The sequence below is a fragment of the Nonlabens sp. genome (assembly GCF_051251825.1).
Classification (GTDB): Bacteria; Bacteroidota; Bacteroidia; order Flavobacteriales; family Flavobacteriaceae; genus Nonlabens.
This window is the reverse complement of sequence record NZ_JBPOGG010000016.1, coordinates 1-16533: the sequence shown is the minus strand read 5'-3', so window position 1 is coordinate 16533 and position 16533 is coordinate 1. Positions and strand designations below refer to the sequence as shown.

Below are 16533 nucleotides of genomic sequence, written 5' to 3'. Positions count from 1 at the left end.
GCGTATAACCAAATCATAAATTTTCTATAACTGCCTTCCATTGTGAAGGCAGTTTTTTTTATACTTGAATCTAGAAAAGATTATCTTGCACACATGAATACCCTACTCTACATAGATCCTAACATAGGAATGATGATTGCGCAAGGCGCTGTGGCTGCATTTGCAGGTTTTGTGCTTTTTTACAAAACTGTAATTGCGACAATTAAGGGCTGGCTAGGTATGAACAAAGATGACGATTCTAGCTTTGACGACATGTATGATGAACAGGAATTAAAAGATGATTAATGCTCAGGCATCCAGCATCTTATCGCGATCCATCTGGTTTTATTTTTAAAAAAAACCATCTCTTTTTAAGACAAATTAATCCGTCTTATTTTGAGGAGTATAATGCTATTAAATCGGCCGGGATTTATGAGCAACTGTGGAAAAAAAACTGGCTAATTTCTCATGAAGAAATTGAAAAGTCGGATGATAAAATAATTATTCAACCCGATCAGCTAGATTTTGTGACCTATCCTTATGAATGGTCATTTACAGCATATAAACATGCTGCTCAACTTACTTTAAGATTACAATTATTTTTACTAGAACAAGGATTTTCTCTTAAAGATGGTAGCGCATTTAATATCACATTCCATCAAGGAAAAGCGCTTTTCATAGATACGTTGAGTATTGAAAAATATCGGGAGAATGAACCGTGGAAAGCTCTTAAACAATTTAATGAGCACTTTTTTGCACCTCTAGTTCTTGCACAAGAACATGGTAGTTTTTATTTAAAAACTTTACAGCACCGCATTGATGGTTTTCCTTTAAAAGAAGCATCCCGATTACTATCGTGGAAATCAAAATTCAATCCTACTATTTATTCTCACATTCACTTTCTAGGAAAAAAAGAGAATAAAAATACGGGTGAGCTTGTGGAAGACACAAATAGTAAAGGACTTTCTAAAGCTGCTCAAATTAAAATGCTCAAATCACTAGAACTTCATATCTCTGAAATGTCCTTGAAAGAAAACACAGAATGGAGCGCATACTACCAGCAAACAAATTATCAGGACGAAGCATTTGAGATTAAAAAGAAGTTAGTTGCAAACTGGACTCATGAGATTAATGCTCAAAAAGTAATTGATTTAGGAGGCAATGATGGAACCTTTGGTAAAGAAGCCTTGAAACATGCTAGCCAAGTAATCGTGAGCGACATTGATCAGAGTGCTGTTGATAGTTGCTATACTAACACATTAAAAATCAAAGAAACTCGCATAATCCCGATTGTAACAGATTTAATGCAGCCTGCCGCAGGAATAGGTTTCAATAATGAGGAACGCGATTCTTTTATTGAGCGTGTTAAAGGTTATAGTCCTGATCTAAGTATGGCTCTCGCATTAATTCATCATATCACCTTGTCAGGTAACGTTCCGTTTGAGATGAGTGCTGTTTTTTTTAAATCACTAAGCCCATATTTGATTATTGAATTCCCTGATCGTGAAGACAGTTGGGTTCAATTTATACTAGATAGTAAGCGAGATGCGCGTCATTTATTTGACGATTATAACTTGGCTCATTTTGAAGAATCTTATGCAAAGCATTATAGTATTGTAAAAAAAGAACAGATCCCAAACACGCATCGCACTTTATTCCTTTTGAAACGTCATGAAGGATAAAATCGTTGCATATCTCAATAACAATCAACATTACTGGTGGACGGTAGGATTGCTTCCTGGTTTATATGCATTAAGTTATTTGTATCTTAATAATTACACTCTTGTAAATTCGTGGACACAATTCCTGTACTTAGGCTTATACATGATTGTATTGCCTAGCTTAGTGGTTGTAGTCATCAATTACTTCATTAGAAATAAAAGTTCAAGAATTAAATACACTTTTAATTCAAGTGCACTTATTATTCTTACTGCCATTACACTATCCATCGTAATTTACTTAGGATGGCGATGGAAAGCTTTAATACTAGTAGCAATTATTGCTATATCAGGTAGTTGGTTTTTAGGCAAACACTACAAGAAATTAGTTTTGCTTTTAGGATTCATGACTTTCATAAGTATAGCCCAATTTACTTATTACCTTGTTACAGATGTATTGCAAAAAAATGATTGGGTCAAAGAAAGTGCGTTACCAAATTTACATTTTAAAAAGAAGCCCAACGTTTATTATATACAGCCAGATGGTTATGCGAGTAAACCTGCACTAGAAAACAAGTATTACAACTATGATAATACTGACTTCTATGAAGAGCTAAAGCCTAGAGGCTTTTTCATTAATCATGAGTACCGCAGTAACTATCCTTCAACATTAACTTCAAACGCTACACTTTTTACAGGTCAACATCACTTCTATGATGATGATACTTTAAAAAATGAGCTGTTTAATGCACGAGATCTCATAATGGGAAATAATCCCGTACTTGAAACTTTTAAAAATAATGGTTACCAGACCACAGCCGTATTACAGCACAAGTATTTATTACTTAATCATCCTCAAGTAGCTTATGACCGACTTAATATTACCGAAGATGAACTAACTATTTTACCAGATTACTGGCTGGATACCGACTATTTTAATGACCTAAAAGATGCTATGAGCACAGCTACTGATGCTCCACAGTTTTATTTTGTAGAAATATTGGAACCTAGTCATATCCCAGGACTTCCTTCTTCTAATACAACTAGCGCAGAGGAACGAAACAGTTATATTAAAAGGCTCAATGACACTAGCCTCAAACTCTTACACATGGTAGTTCATATTCAAAAGAATGATCCAGATGCAATAATCATTATTGCTGCAGACCATGGAGGTTTTGTAGGTTTTAATTATGCCACTGAGAGTTATGAAAAACCTACAAATGATGTAACATTGCAACAGGGAATATTTGGTGCGCTATTTGCAATTAATGCTCCAGCAGATTTTACAGCATATAGACAGAATATTAAAAGTAGCATAAGTCTATTCCCTACACTATTCAGTTATCTCGCAGAACAGCCGAGTGCTGAAGTGGAGATAGATAACAGCAGCTACCAATTGATTAAGAATGGCACGCAACGTGGTATTTATAGATATTATGATGATGAAGGAAACTCAGTTACAGAAAAACTACCATAAATTCTTTATGGTATTCCTATTGCTAGGAATGACATTTATATCTCAAGCGCAATCTTGTGTTTGTTTTCAAAACCACTTTTTAACTGACTATAAAGAGGCAGATTTTATCGCGCAAGTAACAATACTAGAGGTAGATAAAAACTACAGAACACTTGATGAAGATCGTGTCAAGTTTTCTACTACAAGTGTTTTTAAAGGTGAAGCAAGCACTCCACTATTTATTAAGCAAGCAATAGGCAATAGTATCGATAACTCTAGATGTCAATTATTTGTAAAACCTGGTGATGAACTTATCATTTTTGCACAATTAGTTTGCGGTGAACTAGTCACTACGCCATGTATGCGTAATAGTTTTATTTATAAAGATGATCCTAAATTTCATTTAGACAACATTAATTTATTGAGCACACTAGAAGACCTTTCTCAATTCAATCAACAGATAGCAGAAACCTCTATCAACTGTACTACTCTTAAAAAGGATACTGACGTTGTTAAACAAATAGGTAAAATGCAGCTGGAAGGTGAACAATCACATTTTGGCTTGTATAATGTGAAATTTGATGAGAATAATGATATCGAATTTATAGGTGTGGTTTCACCCTTTAATAAAGAAATTGATAAGAAAATTAGAATTTTACTCATTAAAAAGTCATGGGATATATGCGAGCTTAATGAGAACCGCGAGCTTCTTGTAGGGTATTTCTATCATCCATCGAGTGAATACAGAAAGGGATATTTGAGCACTTTTTAAGTGAGTTTGTTGCCTTTAGTTTTCAAGAAGTAAAACCCAGCGACAAGCACAAATAATAGAATAGGATGGATTAAAAACCTACGTATATAAAAGAGCGCCATTTTCATAAAATCAGAATCGGCATCTAGGAGTAAGGTGAAAAGTAGTATCAAGATTCCATAGGCAAATAAATACACCCATAACGCAGCATTGATATAGCTCACCTTTTTATATAGGAACCAGATAATCCATAATGAGATGACCATATTAAAAAAGAATCTCAAACTCGTACCAGCGATTACTTTCCAGACAGAAATATTTGGCATATCATTAAACTGGAAATTTGAACGATAATAATCGTTAAGAGGATCATTGAAAAGTTCTACTTCAAACAGTCGCACAAACACTAGCAACATTACCAATAGCACAATCATTACAGCCGATATGATTCTAGAAACCGTCATGATTTTTTAGGGTTTTTAATCCATAAAATCCATAGTAATATTACTGACCCGTAAATTACAGCAGGAAATATAATATCGTGCGAGATGTGGTTGTACTGAGGATATTTATGTATAATAACAGCTAGCGCTACGAGCCTTAAAATATTCACGATGTAAATAAATAGCAATCCACCTAGAATGAATAAAGCTGTTTTTTTCCACGTTTTCGCGAAAGCGAGAACAAAAGCCACAAAAAGAATCATCACACTGATAGCATTACAACCTTCTATTACTCGGAAGACGACATTCTTTTCTAAAAACATATACACCGAAGGGTTGTCTGCTACATTTGTAATACGAGCGTCATAACCTAGGGATATAAGAATTTGTTGTGTTTGATAAGAAATTTGAGATGTTACAGGATCTGGATAATTCATCCCGATATAATCTTGCTGCAAATAACCATAATACAACAGTGATAGAGTGATATAAATCACACCAAACGTGGCAACAAATTTAAAAACAGGAATATAGGGACGTATCTTACTCAAATAGGAAATATTTATAACAAAGTTAATTATTAAAAGGTACCATAGACTTAATTTTACAGACTTTTAAAATTTGATTATGCAATTTGATTCTTTGAAGTCTGAAATCATCCAGATTATTAATAAGCCCGATGCTGATGTACTACCTAAAATGCAAGCAATTTGTGATGTACTGCAGGCAAACATCTCTTACTATGATTGGGTAGGTTTTTATATGGCGCACGCTACAGAGCCTACACTGCACTTGTGGTCACAGGCTGGAGAACCTACAGATCATACGGTGATACCTTTTGGGAAAGGAATTTGTGGTCAAGTTGCTGTTTCAAATAAAAATTTTGTGGTAGATGATGTTCATGCACAGGATAATTACATAGCCTGTAGTATTCATGTAAAAAGCGAAGTAGTGATACCACTATTTAAAGATGGCAAAAACATAGGCCAAATCGATATAGACAGCAACACCGCAAAAGCGTTTACAGCAAGTGATGAGCGTTTCCTAGAATGGGTGAATGAACAAGTGGCGACTATCCTTTAAGTATGGAAAAAGAGCGAGTTATAGTTAGGGACAATGCACCAAATTTATTCTTCAATTTATTAGGCGCCGTTGCAATAATGGTATTCTTTACGCTGGTTGTAACCGCTTTTACATCCTCTGATTTTACCAAAGACGCTGGGTGGAAGCAATGGGCTGGGATGATTTTTAGCGCTATACTAGTTCTAGCCTATGGTCTTAAACCCATACTGGTTCAGCAGGTGCAGCTGGACTTAAATAAAAATAAATATCAAAAGGGCTATTTACTAGGTCCAGTTTCACTTGGGAAATGGAACGATCTCCCAGTTCCAGATTACATCTCAATTTTTAGACAACCGCTTAAAAATGGTAAGTTCAACTTTGAAATGAACTTATGGTATGATGACATTAGACATATAGAATTATTCTATTTTGATGATGGAATAATAGGATACGATGCGTCTTTACAAGTAGCTCGAGCACTAAAAGTAACACTCGTTGATGCAAGAGTCCCTAACGAAACTATCGAAATACCTTTTAAAGATTAATCTTTAGATCTCACATTTTTTTCCCATTGCCATGCACTCGCTAGAGAATCTTCTAGAGAATATTGAGCTTTCCAACCTAGAACTTTATTGGCGCGTTCCGTATGAGCATATGCCGCAGTAACATCTCCTTCTCTTCTAGGAACTATTTTATAATTCAAATCCACTCCAGTAGCAGATTCAAAAGCATTTACAACTTCTAGCACGGTAGAACCTGTTCCTGTTCCTATATTAAAGGTCTCAAAATTTGAACTCGACTTTTTGTTCATTAAACGCTCTAAGGCAACTACATGAGCTGCCGCAAGATCCATTACGTGGATATAATCTCTTATTGCCGTACCATCACGGGTAGGATAATCATCTCCAAAAACAGATAGCTGTTCTCTCAGACCTATTGCTGTTTGAGTGATATAAGGAACTAGGTTTTGCGGTGTTCCTAAGGGCAACTCACCTATATGACCTGTATGATGAGCACCAACAGGATTAAAATAACGTAATGCGATAGCTTTTAACGCTGGCTTTACTTTACAAACATCTTGTATGATTTCTTCACCTATTTGTTTTGTGTTTCCATAAGGAGATTCTGCTGGCTTTACTGGAGCAGACTCTGTTATAGGTAACTCGTCTGCTTGACCATAAACGGTACAGGAAGAACTGAATATTAAATGTGCTTCTTCTTTATCCTGTAATTCTTGAAGTAGATAAACGAGTGCATTTATGTTATTCTCATAATAAAGCAAAGGATTCTCAACGCTTTCTCCTACGGCCTTAGATGCAGCAAAATGTATGACACCTTGAACATTTTGATTTCTTTTGAAAAAGTCGTTCAACTCACCTTTATCGCGAACATCTATTTTCTCAAAATCGGGCTTTTTACCACAAATATTCTCAATTCCATCAAGAACTTTTAACGAAGAGTTTGATAAATTATCAATTACTAATACATCGTAATTTCTATTTAAAAGCTCCACCACAACGTGAGAACCTATATAACCTAAACCACCTGTTACTAAAATCTTCATAAGCTCATTTATAGACGTTAAAAATACTGAATTACAAGTTCATCAAGTAATAAATTGAAATAGGATTTTTAAAATAGGGAATAAAAAAAGACCTTCAAAAATGAAGGTCTTTTAATTAAGTGGGCGCTAAGGGATTCGAACCCCTGAACCTCCCGATGTAAAATCGGGATGCTCTGAACTAACTAAGCTAAGCGTTTATTAACTTTTCAATCATTACTCTACTTTTCCATTTTTTAATTTGGTTTTCTCGTTTTAAAGCTTCAGTTCTTGTATCATATTGTTCTGTATGTTTCACTTCCCAGTCTTTAGCTTTTGAAGTAAATCCTTTTTTACTAGCTAAGTGCTTTTTCAAACGCTCATCCACATCATTACTAGAGCCTATATAGTAACGATTCATGTTTTGAGAAAATAATATGTAAACGTAATATTTCATAAAACAAAAAAAGACCTTCATTTCTGAAGGTCTTTTAATTATGTGGGCGCTAAGGGATTCGAACCCCTGACCCCTTGGGTGTAAACCAAGTGCTCTGAACCAACTGAGCTAAGCGCCCGATTTAAATCGGAATGCTTTTAAAGTAGTGCTGTGAAGCACTCTAAAAGCGGATGCAAATATAAAAGCTTTCTTTGAACTTGCAAGTATTATTTTTAAAAAAATCAAATAACTTCTGCTACTACAAAAACACTTCCTGTAACAACGATCAAATCATCCTTGTGCGCCAGCTTTTTAGCTTCTTCAAGAGCAGTGTTAACAGATGTATATTTTTTATAATTAAGCTTATTTTCATCAAAAAAAGTTGCCAAAACTTCTACATCCATCCCTCGAGGTACGTCGGGTTTTGAAATATGATATAAAGCATTACTAGGCAAAAGACTCAATACTTGACTTACGTCTTTATCTGCCACCATACCTAAGACAATATGTAATTGATTATAGGTTTCATTTCCTAATTGTTTTACTAGCGTTTTAATTCCTGCAGGATTATGAGCCGTTTCTGCGATGACTCGAGGTTCTCGCTGCAACAATTCATAGCGACCTCTTAAACCTGAGTTTTTTACCACATGAAGCAAACCCTTTTCTAGTTGTTCTTGAGTGAACTCAAACTGAGTATTTTCTTTTAAAACGTTAAGCGCGGTTATGGCTGTACGAGCATTATCTTTTTGATAACTACCTTTCAAGTCAGACGGTAATACTTTTAAACGATGATTTACTTGATGATATGGAGCGTTTTTTTGAATAGCGCTTTCGCGAAAGCGTTTCCTCAACATACTACGTCGCTCACCTACTACCACAGGAGTCTTTGCCTTAATAATCCCTGCCTTTTCTCCAGCAATTTTTAATAACGTATTGCCGAGCATAGCAACATGATCTTTATCAATGGAAGTAATTACAGAAACTAATGGTGTAATAATATTAGTAGAATCAAGTCTTCCACCTAATCCTGTTTCTATGATTGCAATATCAACTTTCTCATGCTTGAAATACTGAAAGGCCATACCGACCGTCATTTCAAAAAATGATAATTGGTTGTCTTTAAAAAAATCCTGATGGGCTGCTACAAATTCAACTACAAAGTCTTGGGCTACTACTTCACCATTAATCCTAATGCGCTCTCTGAAGTCTTTTAAATGTGGTGAAGTATATAATCCTACTTTATAACCAGCTTCTTGTAGAACACTTGCTATCATGTGACAGGTGCTTCCTTTACCGTTTGTGCCGGCTACATGGATAGTTTGAAATGAATGGTGTGGATTACCTAGATGATTATCTAGTAAAATTGTATTATCAAGATTTGCTTTATAAGCTGCTTTTCCCACACGCTGGTACATGGGCAACTGGCTGAAAAGCCATTCTAGAGTTTGAGGATAGTTCAAGACTACTCGCCTACTTTAAAAATTACTTCTACAAATCCTATTTGGATATCCTTAGCATCTGCAGCTGGGCTGAATCTGTAAGTCTCTGCGCTTTTCTTTGCAGCTGTTAATAGACAAGCGGCTCTATTAGTTGTCCCTTTTTTACCAGGTATGGCTTGTACTACTTTACCACTTCTATCTACGTGAATTTCTACAATGACAGTTCCTGTTTGAAAACAATCTGGCTCTGCTCCTTTTCCACTAAGCGCTGTTCTACCACCTAATCCTGCTCCACGTCCACTTTGCCCAGAACCTGGTGCACCGTAGTATGTGTTTGCATAAGGATTACCATTAATATCTCCTTTATTACCTGGTCCATCTCCTGGCCCTTCACCGCTATTATCTGCACCATCAGTAGGTGTAGCTCCTGTGACATTACTCAAAGCATCGAGTACGGACTGGTCTGGTTTAGGCTCAGGTTTTTTTACTGGTTCTGGATCAGGCTTAGTTATTGGTTTAGTAACCGTAGGATCAGAATTAATAACTGGTGCATCTGTATTATCTTGTGTTAATACATTATCTACTTGTGGTGTATTTTGTTCTACTGGAACTGGATTTGATTCTGGTGTTACTTTTGTAGCCTCAGCCGGTTCAACTGGCCCAGAACCAATAGCTGTATTACCAAAATTAATTGCTATACCGCTTTCTTCTGGCGGTTCAATGACGTTGATTACTGAGACAAATTTAAATAAGAGGATTAATACAAGAATTAGTGATACACTAACCCCAGCAGCTATTTTCTGTTCTTTAGTCTCTAAGTAACTCATATCTATTTATTTTTTACAGCCAGCACAATCTGTATTTTATTTCGATTTGCAATATCCATTACTCTAACAGAATAACTTACCGCAGCATCTTTATCAGATCGTAACATTATTGTAGGCTTTTCTGTACCATCCAAAATTTCTAGTATTTTACTTTCTAAGTTTTCTTCAGTCGCTTTATCAGTGTTAACAGCAAAATCTCCATCTTTTGAAATACTCACGGTAACCTTTCCTTGTGTTTGAGTTTTTCCTCCAGCATTAGGTAATACTAAATCTAACGCTTCTGGAGTTACAGAAGAAGAAGTAATTATAAAAAACACTAATAAGAGAAACACAATGTCAGTCATGGACGACATCGAGAATTCTGGACTCACTTTATTTCTACCTCTTAAATTCATAATTAGGCAGGTTCGTTTAAAAGATCTAAGAAATCAGACGCATTTTCTTCCATCTGATGCACTACTTTATCTGTCTTAACTACTAGATGATTGTAACCTATATATGCTACAATTCCAACTATAAGTCCAGCAACCGTAGTAAGCATAGCAGTTTGAATACCACCTGCAAGATTTGCTATATCTGCACTTCCTTTTTCAGCTGCTAACTCTCTAAAAGTAATAATCATACCAATTACCGTACCTAGAAACCCTATCATAGGTGCAGCACCAGCAATGGTTGCAAGCATACTCACGTTTTTCTCTAGTTTATAAACTTCTAGTTTACCAGCATTTTCTATGGCACTGTTAATATCTTCGAGAGGTGAACCTATGCGGCTTATACCCTTTTCAGTGAGACGTGCTACTGGAGAATCTTCTTTTGCACAAAGCATTTTTGCACTGTCTAATCGACCATTAGAAATATGATCCTTTATTTGCAGCATGAAATTACTGTCTATTTTGGAGCTTGCCTTAATTTTCATAAGTCGCTCAAAATAAATATAAAGAGCAAATAATAATAATAATGTAAGTACACTAATAATTATCATTCCTGCCGGACCACCGGATTTTATTAATTCTATTAAAGATTCAGATTCTTCATGAACAAGAGTCACTGCCTCTGTAGTATTATCTGCTGTTTCTTGAATAAATAGGCTCATTAATTTCTATGTTAGTTAGGTTAGTAACGCTTATTAAGGGTTAAAGATTGTGTGATTATCTAGGTTGTTGAGTAAATGCTTTCGCGAAAGCGTAGCCCAAAACAACATATACAATATTACTGAATTATTATAAGAACATCATCACGCAGGCAAGACCTACTAAAGTCAAGACTATAGTGTATGGAAATGCCATCTTTGCCATTTTACCGTACGATAGGTTAATTACTGGCGCAAGAGATGAGGTCAATAGAAATAAGAATGCTGCCTGACCGTTAGGCGTTGCAACACTCGGTAAATTAGTCCCGGTATTTATCGCTATTGCCAAGTGTTCATAGGTTTCTTTTGAAATTTTACCTGCGTTATAAGCCATTTCTACTTCTCCAATATATACAGTTGCCACAAATACGTTATCTGAAATCATACTAAGCACACCGTTTGCAAGATAAAATATAGCTGGTTGATTTGCTGGATCCTGGTTAAGTGCCCAGTCTATAATAGGTTTAAATAAATGCTGATCATGAATCATAGCTACGATTACAAAAAACACAACCAACAGCCCTGTAAACGGCAATGCTTCTTCAAATGCTTTTCCTAAAGAATGTTCTTCTATAATACCCATGAATGCTGTTTGAATTACAATCAAACCTAGACCTATGAATCCAACTGGCGCAATGTGTAAAGCTAATCCTGCGATTAGTAACACGGCTGAAACGGCTTGAACCACAAGTGCGTATTTCTCTTTTTGGGTACGCTCAGAATCACGCTTCTCCATCCATCCTTCAATAATTTGACGTACTACTGGCGGCATGGTCTGACCGAAACCAAATATTTTAGTTGTTTCAAGAAAGACAGTCGTGAGCAGTCCTGCAAAGAAAACAGGAATAGTGATAGGTGCCATTTTCATGAAAAATTCTACAAATTCCCAATCCATTTTACTTCCAATCAACAAGTTTTGTGGCTCACCTACAATCGTACAAACTCCACCTAATGCAGTTCCTACTACACCGTGCATCACTAGACTACGTAAAAAAGATCTAAACTCCTCAAGTGTTTCACCACTTAATTGTTCCCTGTCCAATGTATTATCTTGATCTAAATCTAAATCACTCGAGTGAATTTTATGATACACATTATAAAAACCAAGTCCTACGCTTATCAATACTGCTGTTACCGTTAAAGCATCTAAGAATGCTGATAGTACAGCACTAATTACCACGAAAAATAAAGAAAGTACTAATTTAGACTTCACTTTAGTAAACAACTTGGTAAAGATGTACATGAGCAGTGGTTTCATGAAATAGATACCTGCCACCATAAAGACGAGAAGTAGAATTACTTCAAGATTTTGAGACACTTCATAATATACACCATGTGTTTCTCCAGGTGATCCAGCGGTTGTAAGACCTAACACTAAAACTTGAATAGCGAGTAATCCACCTGATTGCAGTGGATAACACTTAAGCGCCATAGCTAAACAGAAAATAAACTCAGCTATAAAAATCCAGCCCATTACTGTTCCACTTAGAACAAAATATGCCACTGTATTAAATACTAAAAATGCCAAAATGGTTGATTTGAACCAAGATGGACTATTACCTAAAAATGATTTAAACATTATACGAGTTGATTTAAAGCGATTTCAAAAGCTGTAGAGCTGATTTGAGTACGCGAACTGTTATTATTATATGTGTTTTGAATTGCATTACGTATGGTCATGCTGGTATCATTGAAGATGGCCTCATCCGTCATTTGAACACGACGCTCCATGAAATATGCAAAAACTCTTGCCATTCCACAGTTTGAAATAAAGTCTGGAATAAGACTTACTTTCTCGTCTGTATGCTCCATTATAGATCCAAAGAATATTTCTTTATCTGCAAAAGGAACGTTTGCTCCACAAGAAATAACTTCAAGTCCTGAGGAAATCATTTGATCGATTTGATCCTGACTTATTAATCGGGATGCTGCACAAGGTGCAAAAACCTCAGTATTTAAAGACCAAATCTTATCATTTACTTCTTCAAAAGGGATTAAATTTTTTGCTCTTAATGTATTACCATCTTTATTAAGAAACATTTCTCGTATTTCTTCAAACGAGAATCCGTCTTCATTAATAAGACCACCGGCACGATCTATAATCCCTACTACTTTTGCGCCCATTTGCGCGAGATAATAGGCTGCGGCACTACCTACATTACCAAATCCTTGCACGACAGCACGTTTCCCTTTAACGTCACCGCCATATATATCATAGAAATGCTTTACAGCTTCGGCAACGCCATATCCAGTAATCATGTCGGCCACTGTATATTTCCTAGAAACGTCTGGTGAATAAATAGGATTCTCTATTACCTTAATAACGCCTTGACGCAGCTGACCTATACGGTTGATCTTATCTGCCTCAGTAGGTGAGAAATGCCCATTAAAGACTCCTTCTTGAGGATGCCACACACCGCAATCTTCAGTCATAGGAATTACTTCATGGATTTCATCTACGTTTAAATCACCACCTGTACCATAATAACTCTTGAGTAAAGGAGAAACAGCTTTATACCATCTTTCAAGAACACCTTTTTTACGAGGATCTTGAGGATCGAAGTTTATACCACTTTTTGCACCACCTATCGCTGGTCCAGAAACGGTAAATTTGATTTCCATTGTTTTTGCAAGTGAGAGGACTTCATTTTTATCTAATCCTACTCTCATACGAGTTCCACCACCGGCGGCTCCACCTCTCAAACTATTGATGACTGTCCAGCCTTGAGCATCAGTCTCTGGGTCGTTCCAGTGGAATACGATTTCGGGTTCAGCGTTTTCATAACGCTTTAAAAGTTCCTTCATATTGAGGTTTCAGGTTATTACAGACAAATATAAAAAACCTATACCAGTATATGCGATTTTTACAATTTCTTAAGGAAGATAAATTTCACCACTTGAATGATCTCTCGATGCACCTGTAACAGATGCTAAACAATTATTTTCATTTCTTAATCGCAATACTCCTAACAGCGCAAAAATCAATGCTTCTTTGTATTCCACAAGTTGTTTATCGGGAACGATTAAAGAAGCGTTGCAATGATATCTTATTCTTTCTAGCAGGAAGATATTATAGGCTCCACCACCAGTTACAAGGACCGTTGAATTGGGATTAAACACTTTGGCAATTTGTATTGCCGCATGCTCCGTAAATGTTGCTAGCGCATCATTTACATCATTTATGTGAGATAGTATTTGCCAGATTTCGCTATTCACCCATTCTATCCCTAGCGATTTAGGAGCTTGAAGATTGTAATATTCGAGAATATTAAGTTGATTAAGAATTTGAGTGTTGATTGATCCTGCTTTCGCGAAAGCGCCTTTATCATCATATTCTGCCCCTAACTTATTTGCAAGATTATTAAGAACTACGTTAACTGGTGCTATATCATAAGCTATGCGTATCTCGTTGTTATCATAAGAAACATTTGCAAAACCACCAAGATTAAGACAGAAGTCATATTGCGAAAAAAGGAGTTTATCACCTATAGGAACTAACGGAGCTCCTTGCCCACCATACTTTACATCTTGCACCCTAAAATCACAAACTACTCTAGTATTAAGTAATCGTGCAAGATCAGGTAGATTTCCTATTTGGAATGTGAAGCCATTTTGCGGTTGATGATGGACTGTATGTCCATGACTGCAAATCGCTAATAATTTATTGACATTACATTCATTAACAAACGCATTAATAGATTGTGCTAAAAAATGGGTGTAATCTTTATTGAGAACTTTTAGGTTATTTTCATCTAAACGAACGGCATTTGAGAGCCGTTCTCTCCAAAGATTAGTATAATCAATAGATTTAGCGGCTTTAACATGAAAGCTCCATGATACATCACGTACTAATTCAACATTAACGATATCAATAGCATCAAGGGAAGTTCCAGACATGACACCGATAACGTTATAGCACTGATGTTTCATAGAAATATTGTATTGAATATACCCTTAAATAAGCTTAGATTTGCAAAGATAAATGAAGTATTAATCATATTATAAATACATGGATTTTAGTTTAACAGAAGAGCATTTAATGATACGTGATGCAGCAAGAGATTTTGCTCGCACAGAATTACTTCCTGGAGTAATTGAAAGAGATAGAGAACAGCATTTCCCTAAAGAACTCATTAACAAAATGGGTGAAGTAGGTTTCTTAGGCATGATGGTTGACCCAAAATACGGCGGTGGCGGAATGGATACAACTAGTTACGTACTAGTAATGGAAGAGCTTTCAAAGATTGATGCCAGTGCTAGTGTAATTGTTTCGGTTAATAATTCATTAGTTTGTTATGGACTAGAAACCTATGGTAGCGAAGATCAAAAACAAAAATATCTCACGAAGCTTGCCTCTGGTAAATCAATAGGAGCCTTTTGTCTAAGTGAACCTGAAGCTGGAAGTGATGCTACCATGCAGAGAACGACTGCTATAGATATGGGAGACCACTATATACTAAACGGAACAAAGAATTGGATTACCAATGGAAACTCAGCTGATTATTATCTTGTAATCGCTCAGACTGATAAGGAGAAGAAGCATCGTGGAATAAATGCTTTTATTGTTGAGAAAGGTTGGGAAGGTTTTGAAGTAGGACCTAAAGAAGATAAATTAGGAATAAGAGGTAGTGACACACACTCATTAAACTTTAATGATGTAAAGGTTCCTAAAGAAAATAGAATTGGTGAAGATGGTTTTGGTTTCAAGTTTGCGATGAAAACATTAGCAGGAGGAAGAATCGGTATTGCTGCTCAAGCTCTAGGAATTGCAGGAGGCGCTTTTGAACTTGCAAGAGATTATAGTAAGCAACGAAAAGCATTTGGTACTGAAATTTGCAATCATCAAGCAATCGCATTTAAACTAGCAGACATGAAAGTGAATATAGATGCATCTAGACATCTTATCATGCATGCTGCTTGGATGAAAGATAACGGGATGGATTATAACGTAGCTGGTTGTACAGCGAAATTATTTGCTTCTCAAACGGCTATGGATGCTTCAATCGAAGCTGTACAAGTACATGGTGGTAATGGTTATGTAAAGGAGTACCACGTAGAACGATTAATGAGAGATGCGAAAATCACTCAAATATATGAAGGAACGTCTGAAATTCAGAAAATAGTGATTTCTAGAGATTTATTGAAGTAACTCATTAAATTTCGAATTTTCGTCTTAGAAATAAGGCGATTTTTTAGAGTTAATAATTTTGATATTAGATCTCAATGAAGTTTTCTTCATTGAGATTTTTTTTTATGTTAGTCCACCATTTAACAAATGACGTAAAGTCAAGTGACAAGTGCTAAACATACTCTAACTAAAAATTAATCATCAAAAAGAAGAAATAGAATGAATGTCAAACTCAATATCCAAAATAACAATAATACAAAAGTTTTAAAATAGCTTGTTATATAATTATGAGTCAATATCCCAAAAACCATATGTAAAGTAAAGTATGAAAAAATCAACAAGTCAAAATAAAGTTTAAACAAACGAATAGTGAAAGACTACCATTTATTGTTATGCGATACAAGAATGGGTGCTATTTATAAAAGTAAAAGAGCTATCGTTTAAAATAAAACAGCTTTACAGTAATCTATTATCATCAGAGTTGCAATTTCAATTATCTTATACATTCATTGACTAAAACTCTTCAGTTCAGCACCTATATTATTTTATCAAACTAGACAGAAGTCTATTCGATAATTAAATGAATTTATAGGACAACAAAAAACCCTTACTAAATAAATAGTAAGGGTTTCAAAAGAAGGCGGCGACATACTCTCCCACAATAAAGCAGTACCATCTGCGCAAA

General features: G+C 35.6%; 18 protein-coding genes and 1 tRNA gene. 7 read left to right on the top strand and 12 right to left on the bottom strand.

What is annotated here, in order from left to right:
- The first annotated feature begins 42 nt into the window (after window positions 1-42).
- Genes ACSHWW_RS13350 through ACSHWW_RS13335 form a run of 4 tightly spaced genes read left to right on the top strand, consistent with a single transcriptional unit; the run spans window position 43 to window position 3865 of the window.
- On the top strand, window positions 43-285 hold the full coding sequence (locus tag ACSHWW_RS13350; protein ID WP_435682964.1) for a hypothetical protein: 243 nt from the start codon (window positions 43-45) through the stop codon (window positions 283-285).
- Window positions 285-1661 (top strand): class I SAM-dependent methyltransferase, encoded by a 1377-nt coding sequence (locus ACSHWW_RS13345; RefSeq protein ID WP_435682963.1) that lies wholly within the window; start codon window positions 285-287, stop codon window positions 1659-1661. Before ACSHWW_RS13350 ends, ACSHWW_RS13345 begins: the two co-directional genes overlap by 1 nt.
- Window positions 1651-3114, top strand: a complete 1464-nt coding sequence (locus ACSHWW_RS13340; protein WP_435682962.1) for a hypothetical protein — start codon at window positions 1651-1653, stop codon at window positions 3112-3114. Before ACSHWW_RS13345 ends, ACSHWW_RS13340 begins: the two co-directional genes overlap by 11 nt.
- Window positions 3044-3865 carry a hypothetical protein gene (locus tag ACSHWW_RS13335; RefSeq protein ID WP_435682961.1) on the top strand — a complete coding sequence of 274 codons (822 nt, stop codon included), beginning with the start codon at window positions 3044-3046 and terminating at the stop codon, window positions 3863-3865. Before ACSHWW_RS13340 ends, ACSHWW_RS13335 begins: the two co-directional genes overlap by 71 nt.
- Here ACSHWW_RS13335 and ACSHWW_RS13330 read toward each other — a convergent pair.
- Window positions 3862-4308, bottom strand: coding sequence for an exosortase F system-associated membrane protein (locus ACSHWW_RS13330; protein ID WP_435682960.1), 447 nt, complete (start codon window positions 4306-4308; stop codon window positions 3862-3864). The two genes, ACSHWW_RS13335 and ACSHWW_RS13330, sit on opposite strands and share 4 nt — an antisense overlap.
- On the bottom strand, window positions 4305-4838 hold the full coding sequence (xrtF, locus tag ACSHWW_RS13325) for an exosortase family protein XrtF (protein WP_435682959.1): 534 nt from the start codon (window positions 4836-4838) through the stop codon (window positions 4305-4307). Before xrtF ends, ACSHWW_RS13330 begins: the two co-directional genes overlap by 4 nt.
- Window positions 4839-4914: 76 nt before the next feature.
- Between xrtF and ACSHWW_RS13320 the strand changes: the two genes are divergently transcribed.
- Together ACSHWW_RS13320 and ACSHWW_RS13315 are read left to right on the top strand one after the other, a co-directional pair.
- On the top strand, window positions 4915-5370 hold the full coding sequence (locus ACSHWW_RS13320; protein ID WP_435682958.1) for a GAF domain-containing protein: 456 nt from the start codon (window positions 4915-4917) through the stop codon (window positions 5368-5370).
- Window positions 5371-5372: 2 nt separating this feature from the next.
- Window positions 5373-5894: a hypothetical protein gene (locus tag ACSHWW_RS13315; RefSeq protein WP_435682957.1), complete on the top strand. Its 522-nt coding sequence runs from the start codon at window positions 5373-5375 to the stop codon at window positions 5892-5894.
- Here the strand turns inward: ACSHWW_RS13315 and galE are convergent.
- From galE to ACSHWW_RS13265, 10 genes are all read right to left on the bottom strand, one after another.
- Window positions 5891-6913, bottom strand: coding sequence for a UDP-glucose 4-epimerase GalE (gene galE / locus ACSHWW_RS13310; protein WP_435682956.1), 1023 nt, complete (start codon window positions 6911-6913; stop codon window positions 5891-5893). The genes ACSHWW_RS13315 and galE overlap by 4 nt on opposite strands.
- 187 nt (window positions 6914-7100) lie before the next feature.
- Window positions 7101-7346 carry a GIY-YIG nuclease family protein gene (locus ACSHWW_RS13305; RefSeq protein WP_435682955.1) on the bottom strand — a complete coding sequence of 82 codons (246 nt, stop codon included), beginning with the start codon at window positions 7344-7346 and terminating at the stop codon, window positions 7101-7103.
- Between the two features lie 43 nt (window positions 7347-7389).
- Window positions 7390-7464 (bottom strand) — tRNA-Val (locus tag ACSHWW_RS13300).
- A gap of 103 nt (window positions 7465-7567) precedes the next feature.
- Entirely contained in the window at window positions 7568-8785 is a 1218-nt protein-coding gene (locus ACSHWW_RS13295; protein WP_435682954.1) for a bifunctional folylpolyglutamate synthase/dihydrofolate synthase, read from the bottom strand.
- Between the two features lie 2 nt (window positions 8786-8787).
- Window positions 8788-9591, bottom strand: a complete 804-nt coding sequence (locus ACSHWW_RS13290; RefSeq protein ID WP_435682953.1) for a hypothetical protein — start codon at window positions 9589-9591, stop codon at window positions 8788-8790.
- A gap of 2 nt (window positions 9592-9593) precedes the next feature.
- The gene (locus tag ACSHWW_RS13285) at window positions 9594-9986 is read right to left on the bottom strand and encodes an ExbD/TolR family protein (RefSeq protein ID WP_435682952.1); all 393 of its coding nucleotides are present in this window, start codon (window positions 9984-9986) and stop codon (window positions 9594-9596) included.
- Between the two features lie 2 nt (window positions 9987-9988).
- Complete coding sequence (locus ACSHWW_RS13280) at window positions 9989-10684, bottom strand: MotA/TolQ/ExbB proton channel family protein (protein WP_435682951.1); 696 nt, start codon at window positions 10682-10684, stop codon at window positions 9989-9991.
- Between the two features lie 127 nt (window positions 10685-10811).
- On the bottom strand, window positions 10812-12299 hold the full coding sequence (gene nhaB, locus ACSHWW_RS13275) for a sodium/proton antiporter NhaB (RefSeq protein ID WP_435682950.1): 1488 nt from the start codon (window positions 12297-12299) through the stop codon (window positions 10812-10814).
- A complete protein-coding gene (locus tag ACSHWW_RS13270) occupies window positions 12299-13525 on the bottom strand; it encodes a Glu/Leu/Phe/Val dehydrogenase dimerization domain-containing protein (protein WP_435682949.1) in 1227 nt (408 codons plus the stop codon). The genes nhaB and ACSHWW_RS13270 overlap by 1 nt, the downstream gene beginning before the upstream one ends.
- Before the next feature lie 69 nt (window positions 13526-13594).
- The gene (locus tag ACSHWW_RS13265; RefSeq protein ID WP_435682948.1) at window positions 13595-14650 is read right to left on the bottom strand and encodes an anhydro-N-acetylmuramic acid kinase; all 1056 of its coding nucleotides are present in this window, start codon (window positions 14648-14650) and stop codon (window positions 13595-13597) included.
- Between the two features lie 79 nt (window positions 14651-14729).
- Between ACSHWW_RS13265 and ACSHWW_RS13260 the strand changes: the two genes are divergently transcribed.
- Complete coding sequence (locus ACSHWW_RS13260; protein ID WP_435682947.1) at window positions 14730-15869, top strand: acyl-CoA dehydrogenase; 1140 nt, start codon at window positions 14730-14732, stop codon at window positions 15867-15869.
- Window positions 15870-16533 lie beyond the last annotated feature (664 nt).